Source organism: Aurantiacibacter sp. MUD11, assembly GCF_026967575.1.
Taxonomy (GTDB): Bacteria; Pseudomonadota; Alphaproteobacteria; order Sphingomonadales; family Sphingomonadaceae; genus Alteraurantiacibacter.
Genome location: NZ_CP114054.1, coordinates 2,310,205 through 2,329,950, shown reverse-complemented (window position 1 = coordinate 2,329,950; position 19,746 = coordinate 2,310,205). Strand labels below are relative to the sequence as shown.

General features: G+C 66.2%; 18 protein-coding genes. 13 read left to right on the top strand and 5 right to left on the bottom strand.

Going from position 1 to position 19,746, the window contains the following annotated elements; all coding sequences use genetic code 11:
• Nucleotides 1–24 precede the first annotated feature (24 nt).
• A complete protein-coding gene (locus OZN62_RS11570) occupies nt 25–1,593 on the bottom strand; it encodes a hypothetical protein (protein ID WP_269099912.1) in 1,569 nt (522 codons plus the stop codon).
• 232 nt (nt 1,594–1,825) lie between these two features.
• On the opposite strand from OZN62_RS11570, the gene OZN62_RS11565 reads away from it, so the two are divergent.
• The 11 genes from OZN62_RS11565 to OZN62_RS11515 all read left to right on the top strand — a co-directional run bounded on the left by OZN62_RS11565 (nt 1,826) and on the right by OZN62_RS11515 (nt 13,941).
• Entirely contained in the window at nt 1,826–2,185 is a 360-nt protein-coding gene (locus tag OZN62_RS11565; RefSeq protein ID WP_269099911.1) for a tetratricopeptide repeat protein, read from the top strand.
• A 179-nt stretch (nt 2,186–2,364) separates the two neighbouring features.
• Nucleotides 2,365–3,018 carry a lytic transglycosylase domain-containing protein gene (locus OZN62_RS11560; RefSeq protein ID WP_269099909.1) on the top strand — a complete coding sequence of 218 codons (654 nt, stop codon included), beginning with the start codon at nt 2,365–2,367 and terminating at the stop codon, nt 3,016–3,018.
• Between the two features lie 2 nt (nt 3,019–3,020).
• Nucleotides 3,021–3,311: a TrbC/VirB2 family protein gene (locus OZN62_RS11555; protein ID WP_269099908.1), complete on the top strand. Its 291-nt coding sequence runs from the start codon at nt 3,021–3,023 to the stop codon at nt 3,309–3,311.
• A 10-nt stretch (nt 3,312–3,321) separates the two neighbouring features.
• Nucleotides 3,322–3,603, top strand: coding sequence for a type IV secretion system protein VirB3 (locus tag OZN62_RS11550; protein ID WP_269099906.1), 282 nt, complete (start codon nt 3,322–3,324; stop codon nt 3,601–3,603).
• A 24-nt stretch (nt 3,604–3,627) separates the two neighbouring features.
• Nucleotides 3,628–6,051 carry a VirB4 family type IV secretion/conjugal transfer ATPase gene (locus tag OZN62_RS11545; RefSeq protein ID WP_269099905.1) on the top strand — a complete coding sequence of 808 codons (2,424 nt, stop codon included), beginning with the start codon at nt 3,628–3,630 and terminating at the stop codon, nt 6,049–6,051.
• Between the two features lie 20 nt (nt 6,052–6,071).
• Nucleotides 6,072–7,241, top strand: coding sequence for a type IV secretion system protein (locus tag OZN62_RS11540; protein WP_269099904.1), 1,170 nt, complete (start codon nt 6,072–6,074; stop codon nt 7,239–7,241).
• Nucleotides 7,238–8,023 carry a TrbG/VirB9 family P-type conjugative transfer protein gene (locus tag OZN62_RS11535; protein WP_269099902.1) on the top strand — a complete coding sequence of 262 codons (786 nt, stop codon included), beginning with the start codon at nt 7,238–7,240 and terminating at the stop codon, nt 8,021–8,023. Before OZN62_RS11540 ends, OZN62_RS11535 begins: the two co-directional genes overlap by 4 nt.
• 26 nt (nt 8,024–8,049) lie before the next feature.
• Complete coding sequence (locus tag OZN62_RS11530; RefSeq protein ID WP_269099901.1) at nt 8,050–9,195, top strand: TrbI/VirB10 family protein; 1,146 nt, start codon at nt 8,050–8,052, stop codon at nt 9,193–9,195.
• Between the two features lie 8 nt (nt 9,196–9,203).
• Nucleotides 9,204–10,223 carry a P-type DNA transfer ATPase VirB11 gene (gene virB11 / locus OZN62_RS11525; RefSeq protein ID WP_442864375.1) on the top strand — a complete coding sequence of 340 codons (1,020 nt, stop codon included), beginning with the start codon at nt 9,204–9,206 and terminating at the stop codon, nt 10,221–10,223.
• A gap of 71 nt (nt 10,224–10,294) precedes the next feature.
• Nucleotides 10,295–12,442, top strand: a complete 2,148-nt coding sequence (locus OZN62_RS11520) for an RNA degradosome polyphosphate kinase (protein ID WP_269099900.1) — start codon at nt 10,295–10,297, stop codon at nt 12,440–12,442.
• Nucleotides 12,439–13,941 (top strand): Ppx/GppA family phosphatase, encoded by a 1,503-nt coding sequence (locus OZN62_RS11515; RefSeq protein WP_269099899.1) that lies wholly within the window; start codon nt 12,439–12,441, stop codon nt 13,939–13,941. The genes OZN62_RS11520 and OZN62_RS11515 overlap by 4 nt, the downstream gene beginning before the upstream one ends.
• On the opposite strand, the gene OZN62_RS11510 is transcribed toward OZN62_RS11515, so the two are convergent.
• Entirely contained in the window at nt 13,938–14,501 is a 564-nt protein-coding gene (locus OZN62_RS11510) for a nuclear transport factor 2 family protein (protein ID WP_269099898.1), read from the bottom strand. The genes OZN62_RS11515 and OZN62_RS11510 overlap by 4 nt on opposite strands.
• A gap of 81 nt (nt 14,502–14,582) precedes the next feature.
• On the opposite strand from OZN62_RS11510, the gene OZN62_RS11505 reads away from it, so the two are divergent.
• Together OZN62_RS11505 and OZN62_RS11500 are read left to right on the top strand one after the other, a co-directional pair.
• Nucleotides 14,583–15,989 (top strand): carotenoid oxygenase family protein, encoded by a 1,407-nt coding sequence (locus OZN62_RS11505; RefSeq protein WP_269099895.1) that lies wholly within the window; start codon nt 14,583–14,585, stop codon nt 15,987–15,989.
• Between the two features lie 19 nt (nt 15,990–16,008).
• Entirely contained in the window at nt 16,009–16,326 is a 318-nt protein-coding gene (locus OZN62_RS11500) for a TraR/DksA family transcriptional regulator (protein ID WP_269099892.1), read from the top strand.
• Here OZN62_RS11500 and OZN62_RS11495 read toward each other — a convergent pair.
• The 3 genes from OZN62_RS11495 to OZN62_RS11485 are packed head-to-tail and all read right to left on the bottom strand — an operon-like array spanning nt 16,323 to nt 19,719.
• Nucleotides 16,323–17,186: an alpha/beta hydrolase gene (locus OZN62_RS11495; RefSeq protein WP_269099889.1), complete on the bottom strand. Its 864-nt coding sequence runs from the start codon at nt 17,184–17,186 to the stop codon at nt 16,323–16,325. The genes OZN62_RS11500 and OZN62_RS11495 overlap by 4 nt on opposite strands.
• On the bottom strand, nt 17,183–18,283 hold the full coding sequence (locus OZN62_RS11490; RefSeq protein WP_269099887.1) for an NAD(P)-dependent alcohol dehydrogenase: 1,101 nt from the start codon (nt 18,281–18,283) through the stop codon (nt 17,183–17,185). The genes OZN62_RS11495 and OZN62_RS11490 overlap by 4 nt, the downstream gene beginning before the upstream one ends.
• Nucleotides 18,280–19,719: an aldehyde dehydrogenase family protein gene (locus OZN62_RS11485; RefSeq protein ID WP_269099886.1), complete on the bottom strand. Its 1,440-nt coding sequence runs from the start codon at nt 19,717–19,719 to the stop codon at nt 18,280–18,282. The genes OZN62_RS11490 and OZN62_RS11485 overlap by 4 nt, the downstream gene beginning before the upstream one ends.
• Nucleotides 19,720–19,746 lie beyond the last annotated feature (27 nt).

The following is a 19,746-nucleotide window of genomic DNA, read 5'->3' as shown; positions in this document are numbered from 1 at the left end:
GAACGCTCCCCCTCCTGCGCATCATCAGAAGACCGGGATGCCGAGGCAGCTGCCGGTGTTGTTGCCGAAGGTCAGCGCGGCGGAATCGCAGGTCCAGCCCTGGGTCCAGTCATCGGCCGCCGAGACCGCCCCGATGAAGGTGACGGTGTCGAAGAAGCTCGACAGTGCGGTGGCGTCGAAGATCGGCGCGTAACCGTCCTCGTTGGCACCGTTCAGGTAACCGTTCACGATCGAGTGGGTGTAGGCCTTGTCGTTGCCGGTACCGGCATCGAAGATCGCCTCGGCCTGCGCGGCGGTCACGCCACCGCTGCCGTCGCGGAAGTTGGTGGTGCAATCCAGCGCCACCGAGTTGAAGGTCGGCGGGCCGACATCGTCGAGGCCGGCGTTTGCGGCGCGGATGGTCTCGTCGAGGTCGATGCGGATGCAAGGCGTGGCGCCGGTCGCATCGAAGATGACACCGTTCGACAAGCCATAGTCGGCACCACCGCGGATGCGGACCACCTGGTCGTCGGTCTTGCGCTGGATGAAGGTGAAGTTGCTCACCTGCGTGTTCTGGCGCGGGGTCTGGTCTTCCAGGCCGTTGTTCGAGTCAGCCTCGATGATCGCGTCACCGATGCCGTCGCGCTGGGCGACCAGCACGTACTGCAGGTTGGCCTTCACGCCGGTGTCGGTGTCGAGCGAGTCGTCCTCCGCGCCGGCCACGATCAGGTGATCGAGATTGACGAAGCCGCCGAAGAATTCGACGCCGTCATCCGACGAGTTGACCGACTGGATGTAGCTCATCGAGGTGCCGGTACCGGTGCCGCCCGTGGTCAGCGACTGCAGCTCGTTGTCGCCCGACAGGACGAAGCCCGAATAGCGGATCTGCACATAGCTGAGCGAACCCGACGAGTCGTCGTTGGTCGCGCCGCCGAAGAAGGTCGGTGCAGCCGCACCTTCCACCTGGCGTTCGCAATCGACGGTGCCCGGGACGGCGGCCGGCTGGAAGCAGTCGGTCACCGGGGCGCGGCCGGAGAGGACGACGCCGCCCCACTGGCCCGAGGAGTTCTCGTTGTTGAGGCCCAGGATATTGTCGCGGCTGGTGAAGATGATCGGCATGCTGGCGGTGCCGTTGGCGTCGATCGAGTTGCCACGGTTGACGTTCAGGAACGACGAACCGCTGGCGTAGATAATCACGCCGGGCTCGATGGTCAGCTCGACATCGGTATCGGCGCCGACATCAGCCGGGCCACCGTCGGTGCCGACATTGACCTGGCCGGGCAGGCGATAGAGCAGGCCATCGACGCGCGGCAGGGTGGAGGAGACGTTGAAGCGATCCGGCGTCGCGCAGACGCGCCATTCGCCTTCGGGGCCAGTGATGGTGCCTTCATCGGTCAGGCCCTGCGGGTCGGCGATGGTGGGGCAGCCGTTGGCCGGGGTTACCAGCGTGGCGGTCGGCGTCGGCGACGGCGTGGGCGTCGGGGCCGGGTTGTTGGTGACGTTGTTGATCGTCACATTGCCACCGGTGCCGGGCGAAACGATTTCATCAGCGCCACAGGCAGCCAGCGTCATTACGGAAACGCCGAGAATCAGCGAACGGGAAAGAGTAGTCACAGCGAACGGTCCCCTCAAAAAACCGAAAATCAGGAATGCGAAATGCGATGTCGCGAGGAGTCCGCTAGGGATGGCGCGTGACAGTTTGTTGGCTGTGTTACAGTTTGCTGAAACCTGGCCGCGGATACGGATGGCGCGCCGTCATGTTTCACTTTTATGACAAAATGACAGTTTTGTTGCGGAACCGTCATGATCGGCGCATTCTTCGGGCAACTGATTTGGGAGAATGCCGATGTTTGCCACTGCTCTTGCCGTGCTGATGGCTGCACAGATGGGTCCGACTGCGACCATGGTCGAGCAGGAAAGCGAGACCCGCGACGTGGCCTATGAATCCGTTGCCGCCGGCGACATGCAGACAGCGATTGCCAATCTTGAGGCTGCCCGTGCCGAGAATCCGGGTGACCCCGCGCTGCTGATCAACCTGGGCGCGGCCTATGCCGCCACGGGCGACTTCGCCCGGGCCGAGGAAGCCTATCGCGCCGCTATCGCCAGCAACGATCGCTACGAACTGGAACTGGCTGACGGCCAGTGGATCGATTCGCGCCGCGCCGCACGCCTGGCCCTTCTGTCGCTTGAAAACCGGCTCGATTGATCGCGCCAACAGAACAATAAAAGCCATATATGGTGCATCGGGCAGCCGACTGCACCGCCCTCGAGGTCCGGAAAGCCTAGGTTTTCCGGGCCTTGTCGTGTCTGGAATTGGGCCGGACTCGGTTTGTCATAGCGCTGTCACTTGATGTAAGCATTGGGGGCGGCACTGGAGGGTTCGCGATGATTCTGCGTTCGGTCACATCTACGGTTGCGCTTGCGCTGGCCGGATTCTGCGCGTCCGCCGCGCAGGCAGATGTGCTGGAGATTTCCGCAGAAGGCGAAGCCCAGTGGATTTCGGGACCGGGAACACAGGAAATGTCCGCCAGCTATGCTGCCCCTGTCCCGCTTGCCGAAGTGCCCGTCGAATCCACCGCCCTCGTGCCCGAAACGGCCGTAGCCGACACCGGCGAACATGCCTCCGCCATCCCGGCTGCCTACGTTGCCTATGTGCACGAACTGGCCGCCCGTTACGACCTCTCGCCTGCCCTGCTGGAAGCGGTTGTGTGGCAGGAGAGCCGCTGGCGCGAAGGCGCCGTCTCGCCCGCCGGTGCGCGCGGCCTTGCCCAGCTCATGCCCGGCACGGCGCGCGACCTTGGCGTCGACCCTGACAATCCGCTCGCCAACCTCGAAGGTGGCGCGCGTTACCTGCGCGAGCAGCTCGACCGTTTCGACGGCGACCTGGAACTGGCGCTGGCCGCGTACAATGCCGGGCCGGGACGGGTGATCCGTGCCGGCGGCATCCCGCGCATTCGTGAAACACAGGTCTATGTCGCTTCGATCATGGGCCGCCTCTCCAATTATTCTAGGCCCGATTATTCCCGGAGTTCCGACTGACTATGAAAGTGATTTTTCGCCTCGCCGCCGTGCTGGCGCTGGCCCTGCCTTCCGCTGCCCAGGCGCAGGACCCCGCCGGGTCCGGCCCGATCAACAATGCGCTGGCATGGATGCAGAACACGCTGCTGGGCAGCGTCGCCACCGCCGTCGCGGTGATGGCCGTGGCCGCAGTCGGCTTCATGATGCTGACCGGCCGCATGAACTGGCGCTTCGGTGCGACCGTGATCCTGGGCTGCTTCATCATCTTCGGGGCCGCCTCGATCGTGGCCGGCATCCAGGGCGCGGCGGGTTAAGGCCGGTCCGATGCAGCTGGTCCGCCATCCCGTCCATCGCGCGCTGACGCGCCCGCAGATGTTCGCGGGGGTGACGTTCAACTATTTCATCATCAACGCGCTGGTGACGACCGAGGCCTTCCTTATCCTGAAGAGCCTGTGGATCCTGCCGATCCCCATCATCATGCACGTGATCGGCTATTTCGCCTGCCTGCGCGAACCGCGCATTTTCGACCTGTGGCTGACCAAGGTCAGCAAGTGCCCGCGGGTAAAGAATTACAGCCGCTGGGGCTGCAACAGTTACGCTGCCTGACATCCGGCAGCCTGGAGTGAGACCATGAAGACCAAGTGGCTCGGAGCCGCAGCCTGGAGCGCCAAGGAAGCGCAGGCCGGCGACCGCCTGCCCTATGCGCGGCTGGTCGACGAGAACGTGCTGCTGCTGCGCGACGGCTCGCTGATGGGCGCGCTGCAGGTGCCCGGCCTGCTGTTCGAGACCGAGGATACCGACGCGCTCAACGCCCATGCGCAGACGCGCGAGGTGATGCTGCGTTCCAACCTCGATGCGCGCTTCGTGCTCTACCACCACGTTATCCGGCGCCGGGTAAGCGTGGAGCTGGAAGCCAGCTTCCCCGATCCGCTGTCGGCGCATATCGACCACCGCTGGCGCGAGAAGCTGTCGAGCGGCTCACTGTTCGTGAACGACCAGTTCGTGACGCTGGTGCGTCGCCCGGCCCGCGGCAAGGCAGGCCTCGCCGAACGGGCCGGCAAGCTGTTCCGCCGCCGCAATGACGAGGAAGAGGTCGATCCCAAGGACCTGCGCAGCCTGCGCGCAGCCTTGCAGGCGCTGGCCGCCAGCCTGGGCGACTACGGCGCGCAGCCGCTGGGCGACTATGTCGGCCCTTCGGGCAACGTGAACAACGAAGTGCTGGAGCTGCTCTCGGCACTCTACAACGGCGAGATGCGCCCGGTGCGCAAGCCCGATATCGAGACCGATGTCGGCAACATGCTGCCCTATCGCCGCGCCAGCTTCGGCCTCGACGCGATGGAACTGCGCGGCGCTGGCGGTGCGGATTTCGCCTCCATCCTGAGCCTCAAGGACTACCCGGACGCGACCAGCCCCGGCCTGCTCGATGCCATGCTGCGCCTCCCTTACGAAATGATCGTGACCGAGAGCTTCGCTCCCGAGGAACGGCAGACCGCGCGCGAGAAGATCGACCTTGCCATCCGCCGCCTGAAGAGCGCCGACGAAGAGGCCCAGTCCGAACGTGCCGAGATGATGGCCGCGCGCGACGAGCTCGGCGCAGGCTCGGTCGGGTTCGGCGACCATCACCTGACCGTGCTGGTGCGCGAGCGCAGCCTCGAACGGCTCGACGACGCCACCGCCGCGGTCGCCGCCAGCCTGGCCGATACCGGTGCCATCGCCGTGCGCGAGGATACCAACCTCGAACCCGCCTTCTGGGGCCAGTTCCCCGGCAACGAGCAGTATCTCGTCCGCCGTGCGATGATCTCCACCGCCAACATGGCCAGCTTCGGCAGCCTGCATGGCTTCGCGCTGGGACAGGCCGAGGGCAACCACTGGGGCGAAGCGGTCACGCTGCTGCAGACCACCAGCTCCACGCCGTTCTTCTTCAACTTCCACAACGGCGACCTGGGCAACTTCTCGGTCATCGGTCCGTCGGGTTCGGGCAAGACCGTGGTGATGAATTTCCTCGCCGCACAGGCACAGAAGTTCAGCCCCCGCACCATCCTGTTCGACAAGGATCGCGGCGCGGAACTGTTCATTCGCGGGATCGGCGGCACCTACGACCGCATCCGTTCGGGCGAACCCACCGGCTTCAACCCGCTCGCCCTGCCCGACACGCCCGCCAACCGCGGCTTCCTGCGCGACTGGCTCACCGTGCTGCTGAAGGCCGAGGGGCCGGAGGAAAGCGCCACCATCGCCGCGGCGGTGGACGCCGCCTACGCCAACGATCCCTCGCTGCGCCGCCTGCGCTATTTCAAGGAACTGGTTTCCGGCTCCAAGCGCCCGGCTCCCGGCGATCTGGCTGATCGCCTGTCGGCCTGGATCGAGGATGGCGAGCACGGCTGGCTGTTCGACAACGAGGCCGACAAGCTGGACCTGTCGACCCGCGTGATGGGCTTCGACATGACCGCGCTGCTGGAGAACCCCAAGCTGCGCACGCCGGTGATGATGTACCTGTTCCACCGCATCGACGAACGGCTGGACGGCCAGCCCACCATGGTGCTGATCGACGAGGGCTGGAAGGCGCTGGACGACGAGGTCTTCGCCGCACGCATCCGCGACTGGCTGAAGACGCTGCGCAAGCGCAATGCGCTGGTCGGCTTCGCCACGCAGTCGGCGCGCGATGCGCTGGACAGCAAGATCTCCACCGCACTGGTGGAACAGACCGCCACCATGGTGTTCATGCCCAATGCCCGCGCCCGGGCAGAGGACTATTGCGAAGGCTTCGGCCTGACCCAGCACGAACTGGCGCTGATCAAGAGCCTGCCGGCCCACAGCCGCTGCTTCCTCGTCCGCCAGCCCGACGCCAGCGTGGTGGTGCGGCTGGACCTGTCGGGCGCGCCCGAAGTGCTCACCATGCTGTCCGGTCGCGAGAGCAGCGTGCGCCGGCTGGACCTGCTGCGCGAGGCGGTCGGCAACGAACCGGCGCAGTGGTATCCCGCGCTCACCAACCGACCCTGGCCCGATGCCAGCGGCGAGGAGCGTGACGACGGCTTCAACTGGGAGGCCGCCGAGTGACCTCCGCTTCCGCCCAGTGCATGCGTGCGATGCAGGATGTCGGTGCCGGCATCGGCGCGTCCCTGCGCGGGGTGGATTGTGCTGCCAGCGAAATGGCGCAGGCGGCGTTCAACCGGCTGTTCAGCGCGGAAGGCAGCTTCGGCCCCGCGCTCACCATCCTGCTGACGCTGTGGATCGCCTTCCTCGGTTTCGGCCTGATTACCGGGCGCACGCGGCTGGGCCTGTCCTCGCTGACGCCGCGCATGGTCACGCTGGTGCTGGTGATCACCTTCGCGACCAGCTGGGTCGCCTTCCAGAGCGTGTTCTGGAACCTGGCGGTCGGTGCGCCGGACCAGATTGCCACCGTGCTGATGGGCACCGACGGCAGCGCCACCACCATCTTCGCCGACAAGCTCGACGTCGTGATGCTATCCCTGATGGAAGCGTCTGGCGGCGATGCGATGGACAACGACACCTCAATCTTCTCCCCGCCGGGCCTGTTGTGGTCGGGCGGCACCATGTTGCTGCTGGGTACGGTTGGCGTGCTCGCCACCTGCAAGATCGCGCTCGCCATCCTGATGGGCCTTGGCCCGATCTTCATCCTGATGGCGCTGTTCGACGGCACGCGCGGCCTGTTCGTCGGCTGGCTGAAGGGCGTGGTGCTGATGGCGCTGGCCCCGCTGTTCGCCGTGCTGGGCGGATCGCTGATGCTGGAACTGGCCGTGCCCGTCCTTTCCAGCCTGATGTCGACACCCGGCGAGATCGACGTGCGTCCGGCGATGGCCTTCTTCATGATCGGCGCGGTGCATCTGGCGCTCATGTTCATGGTCCTAAAGGTCGCCACCACCATGGTCAGCGGCTGGACAGTCTTCGGCCTCTCGCGCAGCGCGGGAGCGGACGAACGCGGCGGTTTCAATACCGCTTCGGGCGGCGCTGCCGTGGCGCCCGTGAACCCCGCCGTTACGGGCACCACCGCGCGTGATCGCGCTGCGCAGGCTACCCCGCCGCCCGCGCGCGACATCCGCGTCACTGCCAACACCCCTGCTGCGGCCAACGATACCGGCACCGCCATCACCACCCGCGAGACAAGGATCATCGCCGGCGGAACGGCTTCCGGCCCGTCCGGCACCAGCACCATTCCTTCGCGCGCACGCGGCATTGGCAGCCGCTTCAAGTCCGCGCCCGTTCGTACTTCGGAGAAAATGTCATGATCCGTGCCGCAATCATTGCGGGACTGCTGGCCTCGGCCGCGCTTGCTACCCCTGCTTCCGCGCAGGACCCGCGCCTGGTGGAACGGCTCTACGATCCCACCCAGGTGGTGCAGATCAACGGCAAGGTGAACGTCCAGTCGACCATCCAGTTCGGCGAAGGCGAGGTGATCGAGAACGTCGCCATCGGCGACAGCCAGTCGTGGCAGGTCACCCCCAACCGCCGTGCCAACCTGCTATTCGTGAAGCCGCTGGCCCCGCGCGCCAGCACCAACATGACGGTGGTGACCAACCGCCACACCTACCTGTTCGACCTGGTCGCCAGCCCGAATACGCGCACGCCGCTGTACGTGCTGACCTTCACCTATCCGGTGGAATTGCAGCCCGTCGAGGAGGAGGCGGTCGCCAGTGCGGACCCGGCGCTGCTGCCCAATGCGGTGGAGATGGCGGCGGCGAATGACGACTATGCCGTACTCGATCCCACCACGCTCAATTTCGACTGGGCCAGCAGCGGCAACAGTGCCCTGCTGCCGGAGCGGATCTACGACGACGGTACGGCAACCTTCATGGCCTGGCCCGCCGGCCAGCCGATGCCGGCCATCCTGGTCAAGGATCACGAAGGCACCGAAGGCCCGGTCAATTTCGCAGTGCGCGGGGACACCATCGTCCTCGACGTGGTGCCGCGCGAGATCATCCTGCGCTCGGGCGACGATGCCGCCCTGCTGGTCAACCAGGGGCCGGTGGGCGCAGCCAATGCGGATGGAACGGCACAGAGCGGGGCCTGAGCGGCCCCTGTACGGAGTGAAGTGACATGAAACTTGCCATGCGCCTGCCCGAGAAGAACGCCGGCCACGCCAACGATGCGGACCCGCGCGACCAGGCCTCGACCGAGGTGATCGACCTCGCCAGCCGCACCTCCTACCCGGCGGTGGCCAACCGTGGTGGTGGGCGCGATGCGCTGGGCCTTGCCGCCGGTGTCGCCTTCGTCGCGCTGCTGGGCGCCGCGACCCTGTGGGGCCTCAACGCCAGCCGCACCGACGATAGCGCTGCCGAGACTGCCGCTGTGACCACGCCTCCGCCGCCTGCACCGGCCAATGTCGCCGGATCACCGACCGACGGCCTGCCCAGCGCCAATGCCGGCGTCGCTCCGCAAGCCGATCCTGCGCCCGCACCGGTGCTGGCCCGCGTTCCGGAAGGCAATGCGGCGATCGGTCCGGCATCCAATCCCTATTCCTCGCCCACGCTGGTGTTTGACGGCGGCGTCGCGCCTGCGCAGGCGGCGGCCAATGCTGCGGCGGCCGAAGCTGCCGCTGCCGCGCCGTCCGGCTCGGTCATTCCCGGCGGCGGTCCCGCCGGGGAATTCGCCGCGCGTATCGGCGGTGTCGGCGGCGGCCCGGCCATTGCCATCCAGGACGTGAACCCTGCCACCACGGTCACCCAGGGCACGATGATCCCGGCGATCCTCGAGACCGCGATCAACACCGACGTGCCCGGCTATGTCCGCGCCGTGGTGAGCCAGGACGTGCGCAGCCACGACGGCAGCCGCGTGCTGATCCCGCGCTCCAGCCGCCTGGTCGGTCAGTACCAGTCGGGCCTGCAGGCCGGCCAGCGCCGCGCCTATGTCATCTGGCAGAGCGTGATCCGTCCCGACGGCGTCACCGTTTCGCTGCAAAGCCCCGCCACCTCCTTCGACGGCACGGCGGGTTTGGAAGGCGACGTCCAGACGCACTTCTTCAGTCGCTTCGGCTCGGCCATGCTGCTGTCGGTCATCGGCGGCCTCACCACGCTTGCCAGCGGCGGTGCCTCGGTCGTGCTCGGCGGCGGTGAGAGCGCCGCGTCGACGGCCTTGCAGCAAGACGGCCAGCGCCCGCCCACCGTGCGCGTGCGCATGGGTGAGCCGATCCGCGTCTATACCGCCCGCCACCTCGATTTCAGCCAGGCCCCGCAGGTCCGCTGAGGCGATTGGTGAGCGCTAAAATCCACCAGCTGGGCGGCAACCCGACCGAAGAGGCGCCACAGGTGCCCAGCGGATCGGTCTATCTCGACGCCTACCTTGCGCCGTTCCGGCCGTGGCTGGAGCGCGACACCGTCACGGAAATCCTGGTCAACAAGCCGGGCGAAATGTGGGTGGAAGATGCCGCCAGCCCCGGCATGCAGCGCGTGGAGCTGGACGCGGTGGACGACAAGCTGATCCAGCGCCTGGCCGAACAGGTCGCGCGCATCAGCCACCAGGGCATCAACCGCGAACATCCACTGCTGGGCGCCACCCTGCCCGATGGCGCGCGCATCCAGTTCTGCGGCCCGCCCGCCACGCGCAAGCACTGGGCCATGGCGGTGCGCCGCCACCGGCGGCTGGACCTGCCGCTGGACGCCTACGACGCCGGCCCGCTGGCGCAGGACAGTGAAAGCGACATGCCCGATCCGGTGCAGCAACCGGTCGATTTCCTGCGCGCCGCGATCCAGGCCAAGAAGACCATCCTGATTTCCGGCGGCACCAGCACCGGCAAGACCACCTTCCTCAACGCCATGCTGGGCGAGATCCCGCGCGACGAACGCGTGGTGTTGGTGGAGGATACGCCCGAACTGAAATTCCCCGGTGCCAATGCCGTCGGCCTGGTCGCCGTGAAGGGCGAATTGGGCGAAGCCAAGGTGACCGCCAACGAGCTGCTGCAGTCGGCACTGCGCCTGCGGCCCGACCGCATCGTGCTGGGCGAATTGCGTGGCACGGAGAGCGTCTCCTTCCTGCGCGCCATCAACACCGGGCACCCCGGCAGCTTCTCCACCATCCACGCCAACAGCTTGCGCGGTGCGCTGGAGCAATTGAACCTGATGGTAATGCAGACCGGCATCGGCCTCAGCCGGGCAGACACGATTTCCTACGCCGCCAGCGTGATCGACGTGATCGTCCAGCTGAAGCGCGACGAGGGCAAGCGCGGCATCGCCGCCATCGCCCGTGCGCGCGACCTCGTCGACGCCTGGAGCTGATCCGCACCCGCGTGCAGGCGACTTGCCCCGGTTTCGCAATCCCGTAACACGGTTGCAGCAATCGAATCGCCATGAGCACAGCGCCAGACACTCCCGCCCCCGAACAGCTCTCTCCGGACGAGCTCTATTTCAATCGCGAGCTGTCGTGGCTGGCCTTTAACGAACGCGTACTGGCCGAGGCCAATCGCGAATCCTATCCGCTGCTGGAACGGCTGCGGTTCCTGTCGATCTCGGGCAGCAATCTCGACGAGTTCATGATGATCCGCGTCGCCGGCCTCGCCGGGCAGGTGCGCAGCGGCGTGACCGAGATGTCGCTGGATGGGCGCACGCCTTCGCAACAGCTTGCCGCCATCACCGCCAAGTTCCGCGAGCTGGAGGAAGAACAGCAGCGCACCTTGCGCGAACTGCGCCCGCTGCTGGAAGAGCAGGGTATCCATATCAAGGGCGGCGAACGCATCGACGAAGAGGCCGAGGCCTGGCTGCGGGAGTATTTCCTCGACCACATCATGCCGGTGATCACCCCGCAGGCGATCGACCCGGCGCATCCGTTCCCCTTCGTCGCCAACCTGGGCATCGGCGCGCTGTTCAACCTGACACGCAAGAGCGATGGCAGCCAGCTGGTGGAGATGGTGCTGATCCCCCACGGCCTGCCGCGCTTCATCCGCATTCCTGGCGAGAAAGCCATCTTCGTCGCCATTGAACGACTGGTCGTCCGCTATGCCGAATTGCTGTTCCCCGGCTTCGAAGTAACCGGCGACGGCGTGTTCCGCATCCTGCGCGACAGCGACATCGAAATCGAGGAAGAGGCCGAAGACCTCGTCCGCTATTTCCGCAGCGCCATCCAGCGCCGACGGCGCGGGCAGGTCATCATGCTGGAGATCGACGAAAGCTTCGATCCCGAGGCCGAGGAACTGCTGCGGGACAAGCTGGAGCTGGAGCAGACCTTCATCACCAAGACGCTGGGCATGCTGGGCATCGCCGGGCTTTCCGAGGTGGTGAAGGAGGACCGGCCAGACCTCAAGTTCACGCCCTATTCGCCGCGCTATCCGGAACGGGTGATGGAGCACGACGGCGACGTCTTCTCCGCCATCCACGAAAAGGACATGGTGATCCACCACCCCTACGAGAGCTTCGAGGTGGTGGTCGATTTCCTGCGGCAGGCGGCGAACGATCCGCAGGTCGTGTCGATCAAGCAGTCGCTCTATCGCGCGGGCCAGCAGTCGCCCGTCATCAACGCGCTGACGCAGGCGGCCGAGAACGGCAAGTCCGTTACCGCCGTGGTGGAGCTGAAGGCCCGTTTCGACGAGGAACAGAACCTGAAATGGGCGGGCGAACTGGAGCGCGCCGGGGTGCAGGTGATCTACGGCTTCGTCGACTGGAAGACCCACGCCAAGGTCAGCATGGTCGTACGGCAGGAGGAAGGCGGCTATCGCACCTACTGCCATTTCGGCACGGGCAACTATCACCCGCAAACGACCAAGATATACACCGACCTCAGCTATTTCACCGCCGATCCGGCCCTCGGCCGCGACGCGGGCAAGCTGTTCAACTTCATCACCGGCTATGTCGAACCCGACAGTCTGGAGCAGCTGGCGATTTCGCCGCTCAACCTGCGCGACCAGCTGCTGGAGAATATCGACGCGGAGATTGCCTTCGCCCGCGCGGGCAAGCCGGCCACGATCTGGTGGAAGGTCAACCAGGTCACCGAGAAAACCGTGATCGACAAGCTCTACGAGGCCAGCGAGGCAGGCGTGCAGGTGGTGATCGTGTGCCGCGGCATCTGCTGCCTGCGTCCGGGCCTTCCCGGCCTGTCGGAGAACATCACCGTCAAGTCGATCATCGGACGCTTCCTGGAACACGGCCGCATCTATGCCTTCGGCAATGGCGAAGTACTGCCCAGCGACAAGGCCAAGGTCTATATCTCCAGCGCCGACGTTATGGACCGCAACCTCTATCGCCGGGTCGAGGTGCTGGTGCCGATCACCAACGACACCGTGCACGATCAGGTGCTGGAACAGGTGCTGCTCGCCAACCTGCTGGATACCGAGCAAAGCTGGCTGCTGGATGGCGAGACCGGGGATTACGAGCGGGTCGAGAGTGACGGCGACGGCTTCAACTGCCACCAGTACTTCATGACCAACCCGTCCCTGTCGGGACGCGGGGAGGCGTTGAAGGAGGACCGCGTGCCGACCCTGACCTTGCGCAAGGGAGCCGTATGAGCCGAGCAGGCGCACGGCACGGCAACACGCTGATCGAGACCCCGGACCGGGCGGTTATCGACATCGGGTCCAATACCGTCCGCCTGGTGGTCTATTCCGGCCCGCAACGCGCACCCAATGTCTGGCTGAACGAGAAGGTTACCGCCCGGCTGGGGCGTGACCTCGCCACGACCGGCAAAATTCCGCGCGAGGCGCAGATGCTGGCACTGGGCGGTCTCGCGCGCTTTGCCGCCATCATTCGCGACCTCGGCGTCACCGACGTGGCCACGGTGGCCACCGCCGCAGCGCGCGAGGCCAGCAATGGCAAGGCCTTCATCAAGAAGGTGCGCGCCCTCGGCCTCGACCCGCAGGTGCTGTCCGGCGTGGAGGAGGCGACGACCTCCGCCTTCGGGGTGATCGGCGCCTTCCCCGGCGCCAAGGGCGTGGTGGCGGACCTCGGCGGCGGCAGCCTGGAACTGGTCGCGATCGAAGGTGGCGATTGCCACGACGGCGTCAGCCTGCCGCTCGGCACCCTGCGTCTTCCCGCGCTCAGCGCCGGGGGCAGCACCGCCTTTCGCAAGGCGGTGAAGAAGGAAATGAAGAGCGCCGGCTGGGCCAGCGCGCACGAAGGCCCGCTCTACCTGGTGGGCGGCACCTGGCGGGCAATGGCAATCTACGCCATGCACAAGGCGAAGTACCCGATCACCGATCCGCAGGCCTTCTGCCTGACGCCGGAAGAGGCGGACAAGGTGGCCAAGAAGCTGGCCAAGGCCGATCCCTCCGCGCTCAGCAACATTCCCGGAATTTCTTCCAGTCGCGCCGTCGGCCTGCCCGATGCTGCCGCCATGTTGCGGGTGATGATCAAGGAGCTTGCGCCGGAATCGCTGGTGATTTCCGCCTGGGGCATTCGCGAAGGTCTGCTGTTCCGCAGGCTAGATCCCGCCGGTCGCGACCAGGACCCGCTGCTGTCCGCCGTCGCCCATTTCACCACGCCGCGCGGTTCCAACGTCATGGACGCCACGCTGAAGGCGGCATGGACCGCCGAAGCGGTCGACGGGCGCAATCGTGGCAGCGAGCGCATCCGCCTCGCCGCCACCTTGATGACGCGGGCGGCCGCGCGGATCGAGCCGAACCTGCGCATTGCCCACGCCACCGACTGGGCGCTGGAGAAGCGCTGGGTGGGCCTCGATCACACCGGCCGCGCGATGATCGCGCAATGCCTGCGCGCCAGCTGCGGCCAACCCAAGATCGTGCCCGAATACCTGCGCATGGCAACCGAGGAACAGCTCCACCGCGCCTCTGCCTGGGGCCTCGCCAACCGCCTGTGCCGCAAGATCGGCGCGGGTACGCGCATCTCGCTGACCGGCAGCTCGCTACGCCGCGAAGGTGACAAGCTGGTGCTCCGCTTCGACGAGAGCCTGGCGCACATGATGGTGGATTCGGTACAAGTGGAATTGGCCAACCTCGCCGACTGGCTCGGCCTCAAGCACGAAATGAAGGTAGGAAACGTGAACGGCTAGAACGGGTCGCGCGACTGCTCGTCGAACGGCCGCGTATCCGCCGGCTCGCTGCGATAGGGCGGCCGCTGCGGCAGGCTGCGCTCTCCCTTCCACGGCACCTGGTCCACCTCGGTCCACGCGTTCACTGTCAGCTTGAGGAACTTCCACCGCCCGTCCTCCCGGATCAGCCGGTCGTCACGCGTGCCGATACCGAAGACGAAATTGGTACGATAGTCGGCGTTCCACTGAATGATCTGGAAGAAGCAGCGCACCCGTGCGCCCTCGGGGTGCGGGTCCATGATGAACTGGTTCATCAGGTGCTGGCGGCCGTACCACCAGTGCTGGCGATCGTACCATAGCGAGCGCAGGTTCTCGCGAATGGCGTCGTGGCCCTTCACCTTGCCCTGCCACAGGTGGTCGAACTCCGCCTCGCGCGCGAAAGTGGCGATGGCCTGTTCCTCGTCGGCCAGGTCGATGCCCCAGGCATAGCGGGCGTAGAGCTCCTCGATTTCGCCGCGATCCTCTGCCGGCATCACCTGCGGCACGCCGTCGGGCCAAGGATCGCTTTGGCACTCGCTCATTTCCTTTGTCTCCCGTCAAATACCCGCTTGCCAAGCGCGCTTATCATCTCTTGAATCAGGCGTAACACGGGAGAGAGGGAAATGCCGGAGACTTTTTACTCTTACGCCAGTTTCGGCCTGCAACAGCGCATGCCGATGCGGTTCGAGGCGGATGTCTACGAATGCGAGGTGGAGGGCGAGATTCCCGAGGTGCTGCAAGGCGCCTATTACCGCACCGGCGGCGACCGGCAGTATCCCACGCTGGAAGACGACATCATCCTCAATGGCGATGGCATGGTCAGCGCCTTCTGGTTCGAGGACGGCCGCGTCTCCTTCCGCAGCCGCTACGTGCAGACCGAACGGCTGAAGGCCGAGCGCGCGGCGCGGCGGCGCCTCTATGGCCACTACCGCAACAAGTACACCGACGATCCCAGCGTCTCGAATCTCCCGCAGCGCGACAACACCGGCAATACCTATGCCTTCGAGCATCACGGCGAGCTGTTCATGCTGCGCGAGGATAGCCACCCCTACCGCGTCGACCTCGATACGCTGGAAACGCTGGGCGTGGGCGAATTCGGCGATCTCAAGTCCACCGCGCTCACCGCCCATCCCAAGATCGATCCGGTCACCGGCGAATGGTGGAGCTACGGCGTCTTTGCCAGCGGCGAACCTACCACCGATGCCAGCCTCCACGTGTTCGACAAGGACGGCAAGCTGGTGCGCGAACAGTGGTTCGACACGCCCTACCCCGGCCTCAGCCACGACTGGGGCGTCACGCGCGAGCACCTAGTGTTCCCGATCATGCCGCTGACCGCCAGCGAAAAGCGGCTGCGTGCGGGAAAGCCCTACTACGAGTTCGATCCCGACCTGCCGAGCGCCTGGGGCGTGATGCCGCGCGATGGCGATCCGGCGAAGGACATGCGCTGGTTCGACATTCCCGGCCTGGTGATGGGGCACGTGATGAATGCCTACAGCGAAGGCGACAAGGTGATCATCGACACGCCCTGCTCGCCTGGCAATTGCTTCAGCTTCTTCGCCGACAAGAACGGTCGCTTCCCGACCATGCCGGAGACGATCACGCAGATTACCCGCATCACCTTCGACCTGTCGAAACCCGATGCCGAAGCGGTGACGCTGGAGCCGGTCGAGGGCGCGCTGGGCGACATGCCCAAGATCGACGACCGCTATGCCATGAGCAAGTATTCGATCGGCTATTTCGCCCTGCGCGATTTCCCGCAGATGGGTGTCGGCCAGATCTTGTGGGACACCGGGGAACTGCGTGTCCACGAACTGCAGGGCGCCGCCGCGCAGGAGCCGGTGTTCGTGCCCAAGTCCGCCGATGCGCCCGAGGGCGACGGCTACATCCTCACCGTGGTCGACCGCTTCGTGGAGAAGCGCACCGACCTGCTGATCCTGGACGGCAACGATGTCAGCCGTCCGCCCATTGCAACGATCAAGCTGCCCTTTGCCATGCCCATGGCATTCCACGGCTGCTGGGTCCCCGCCTGAGACAAAGGAAACAACGATAATGTCCGACAAAGCCAAGGCCATCCTCGAAGCCAACCTGGCAGAGCTTGAAGGCCGCCTGCAGCGCATCGAGCGCGACCTCGACGAGCCGCACGATCCCGATGCCTCGGAACGCGCAGTACAGATGGAAGACGACGATTCGCTGGAAGGACAGGCTCGCCTCGTCGCCCGCGAAATCGCCTCGACCAAGCGTGCGCTCGATCGCATCGAGAAGGGCGATTACGGCTATTGCGTCGAATGCGGAGAGCAGATTTCGGACGGCCGGCTGGATGCCCGCCCCGAAGCCGCGCTGTGCATCAACTGCGCGAAGAAGGGCTAGGCGGTCACCCGCCCCACGAAGCCGGCAATCATCCGTTCCACCTCCTTCTGGTCGCTGCCGATGCAGGCGGCGGGGCTGAGGTGGTTGTGGCCCGAAAGCAGGTGCATTTCGGGCCACTGATCGTGCGCTTCCACCCATTGCCGCACGACCTGGGCGGCCTGCTTGTGGAAGTCGACCGGATCGAATTCGGCGACCGAGAACTGCATCGGGATGGGCGAAGTGAGCAGCCCGGCGAGCGGTGAGGCCACGCCCCAAGCCTTGCGATCATCACCGTAATAGGCGCGATTGAAGGGGTTATCCTCGCACGTGGTGGTGTCATAGACACCCGACATGAAGACAGCGCCCGCCAAGCCCGCCGCGTGGTCACGCGCATGGGCGAGGTAGTTGGCGACGTGGCTCGCGCCCGCGCTCTGGCCCGACAGCACGATCTTGTCCGGATCGCCGCCGTAATCCTCCACATTGGCACGCAGCCAGTCGACCAGCGCGGTCAGGTCTTCCACGCCCGAAGGGAAGCGGTTGTCCGGCGCCAGGCGATAGGTGGCGGTGACGCCCAGCCAGCCCTGCCGCGCGGCGAAATCGCCCATGTTGGAATAGAACGGCGATCCCTCAGTATGCTTGTCGCCCATCATGAAGCCGCCGCCGTGCAGGAAAACGAACACCGGCGCGCCGGAGATGTTGTCGCGGCGGAACAGGTCGAGCCTGTGCCGCGCATCCTCGCCATAGGCGAAGTCGCGCTTCACCACGGTGCGCGGGTCCAGCCCATGGTTCAGTTCGGCAAACATGGCCTGCGTGCCGCCCAGCATCTCGGGCGAGAGTTCGCGGCCCAATGCCTTCAGCTTGGCGCGGATTTCGGGGGTCATGGTTGCTCCTCCATCAGCAGGACAGGTTTGATCGCGGTGCCGGTGCGCGCGTCTTCCCAGGCACGATCGATCTCGGCGAAGGGATAGAAGCGCAGCATGCGGTCGAACGGCAGTCTGCCCTCCTGCCACCATTTCGCAAGCTGCGGCAGGAAGGTCTGCGGATTGGCGTCGCCGCCAAGGATGCCACGCAATTGCCGCCCGCCCGCCAGCATGGCGAACATGTTGGGCTTCCATTCACCGAGCGGTGCGGCGACGAATCCGGCGGTGCCGTTCATCGCCAGCACGTCCAGCGCCAGCGTGTGCACGAGAGGGACATTGGTGGTGTTGAAACTGAAGTCGAGCCCGCGCCCGGTGACTTCGCGGATGGCGTCCTTGAGGTCGTCCTGGTCGCCGCGGAAGCAGTGCGTCGCGCCGAATTCGCGAGCGAGTTCCAGCCGCTCGCCGGACAGGTCGACCGCGACGATATGCTTCGCCCCGGCGATCTTCGCGCCCATCACGGCGGACAGGCCGACCCCGCCCGTGCCGAAGACGGCGATGGTCTGGCCGTCCTGCACCTTCAGCGCCTCGATCACCCCGCCCGCGCCGGTAATCACTCCGCAGGCCAGCGGGCCAAGCTTCTCCAGCGGCAGCGCCTTGTCCATCTTCACCGCCGTGCGCTGTGGCACGATGGAGTGGCTGGCAAAGCTCGACTGGCCGAAGAAATGCGAGTGGATGCAGTTGTCGCCTTCGCTCAGCGCGGTAGTGCCATCCATCCGCTGGCCGCCGAAGCACAACGGCATGGCAAGGTCGCAGTAGGTCGGGCGGCCTGCCTGGCAGGATGGGCACTGACCGCAACTGTTGCCGCTCAGCACGACATGATCGCCCACCGCGAAGTCGGTCACGCCCTCGCCCAGCTCTTCCACCACGCCTGCGCCTTCGTGGCCCAGCACGATCGGCTGCGGGCTATGCCTGCCGGGATGTTCGTGCAGGTCGGTATGGCAGATGCCCGTGGCCACCAGGCGCACCCGCATCTCGCCCGCACGCGGGGCCTCCTGCTCCAGTTCGACCAGTTTGGGCGCGGAGCCGCCGCGCCCGGATAGCGCTGCGGTGATCTTCACGCGCCGTCTCCAAGGTGATGATCGTTGCGGATGTCGGCCACCTCGCCGGTCTGGGTCAGCAGGCTCTTGCGGCGCAGGAAGCGGCGCAGGCTTTCCGGCCCGATGCGCGGCGCGCCATGGCCGGACCAGCCGAAGCTGTCGCTGCCGAAGGTGCGCAGCTTGGCGAAGGTGAGGAAGGTATCCTGCAGGTAGATGCCGCCGGCATTGATCCGCCGCCCGATCCGCTCGGCTTCCTCCGCGTCGCCCGCGATCACGCTGGCGGTGAGGCCGAACTGCGTATCGTTGGCGAGGCGGATCGCCTCCTCCTCGTCGGCATAGGCCATCACCGGGATGCAGGGGCCGAAAGTCTCGTCCTGCATGATCGCCATGTCATGGGTGACCCCGGTGAGCACGGTCGGCCGCATATAGCGCCCGCCGTCGATCTCCTCGATTTTCCCGCCGGTGACGACCGTGGCGCCCTTGGCCACGGCATCGGTGATGTGGCCGGCGACGATGTCTGCCTGCGGGCCGTGAGTGAAGGGGCCGATATGGCCGGCGCGCGGGTTCTCGGCATTGAGGCGCACCTCGGCGGCCTTCTCCGCCAGCTTGGCGACGAAGGCATCGTGAATGCTCTCGTGCACATAGACCCGCTCGACCGAGTAGCAGACCTGTCCCGTCGCATAGACCGCGCCGCGCAGCACCGCCGTGGTCGCGCGTTCGAGATCGGCATTTTCGGTGACCACGCACGGGTCCTTGCCGCCCAGTTCGAGGTGGCAGGGGATCAGCCGTTCGGCACAGGCCACGGCCACCTTGCGCCCGGTCGGCACGCTGCCCGTGAAGCAGATGGTATCGGCCTCCGCGATCACCGCCTGGCCGACATCGCCGGCCCCCACGACATAGTCGAACACGGCGGCGAGTTCCGGAATTTCGCGCACGGTTTCGAACAGCGTCTCGATCACGCGGGGGGTGACTTCAGAGGGCTTGAGAAGCACCGAACAGCCCGCAAACAGCGCCGGCACGGCGTCGAGCAGCGCTAGCATCAGCGGCGCGTTCCACGGGCTGATCACGCCGACCAGCGGATAGGCCACGACCTGCGATTGCACGCGAACCGTGGGCATGGAGGTGGACATGGAATCGTATTCCAGCCCGGCGAAGGCCTTGGGCGCATCCTCCAGCCAGCCGCCGATATTGCCCATGGTGATGAAGCCCTGGAGGTAGCTGGTGTGGCAACCGCCGGTATCGTGGGCATCGGCCTCGCCGATGTCGGCCGCACGCGCCTTCACCGCGCCCAGCCAGCGCGCCATGACGCCGCAACGGCCGGCTACTCCCATCGCCTCCCACGCGGGTTGCGCGGCGCGCAGGGCGGCAGCCTTGGCGCTCACCTCTGCGGCGGACGATGGCGTGATCGCGTGGTCGGCCTTGCCGGTCCGCGGGTTGATAACCTCCAGTCTGACCATCCTTCTCCCCTTCGGTGGCCAGCCTAT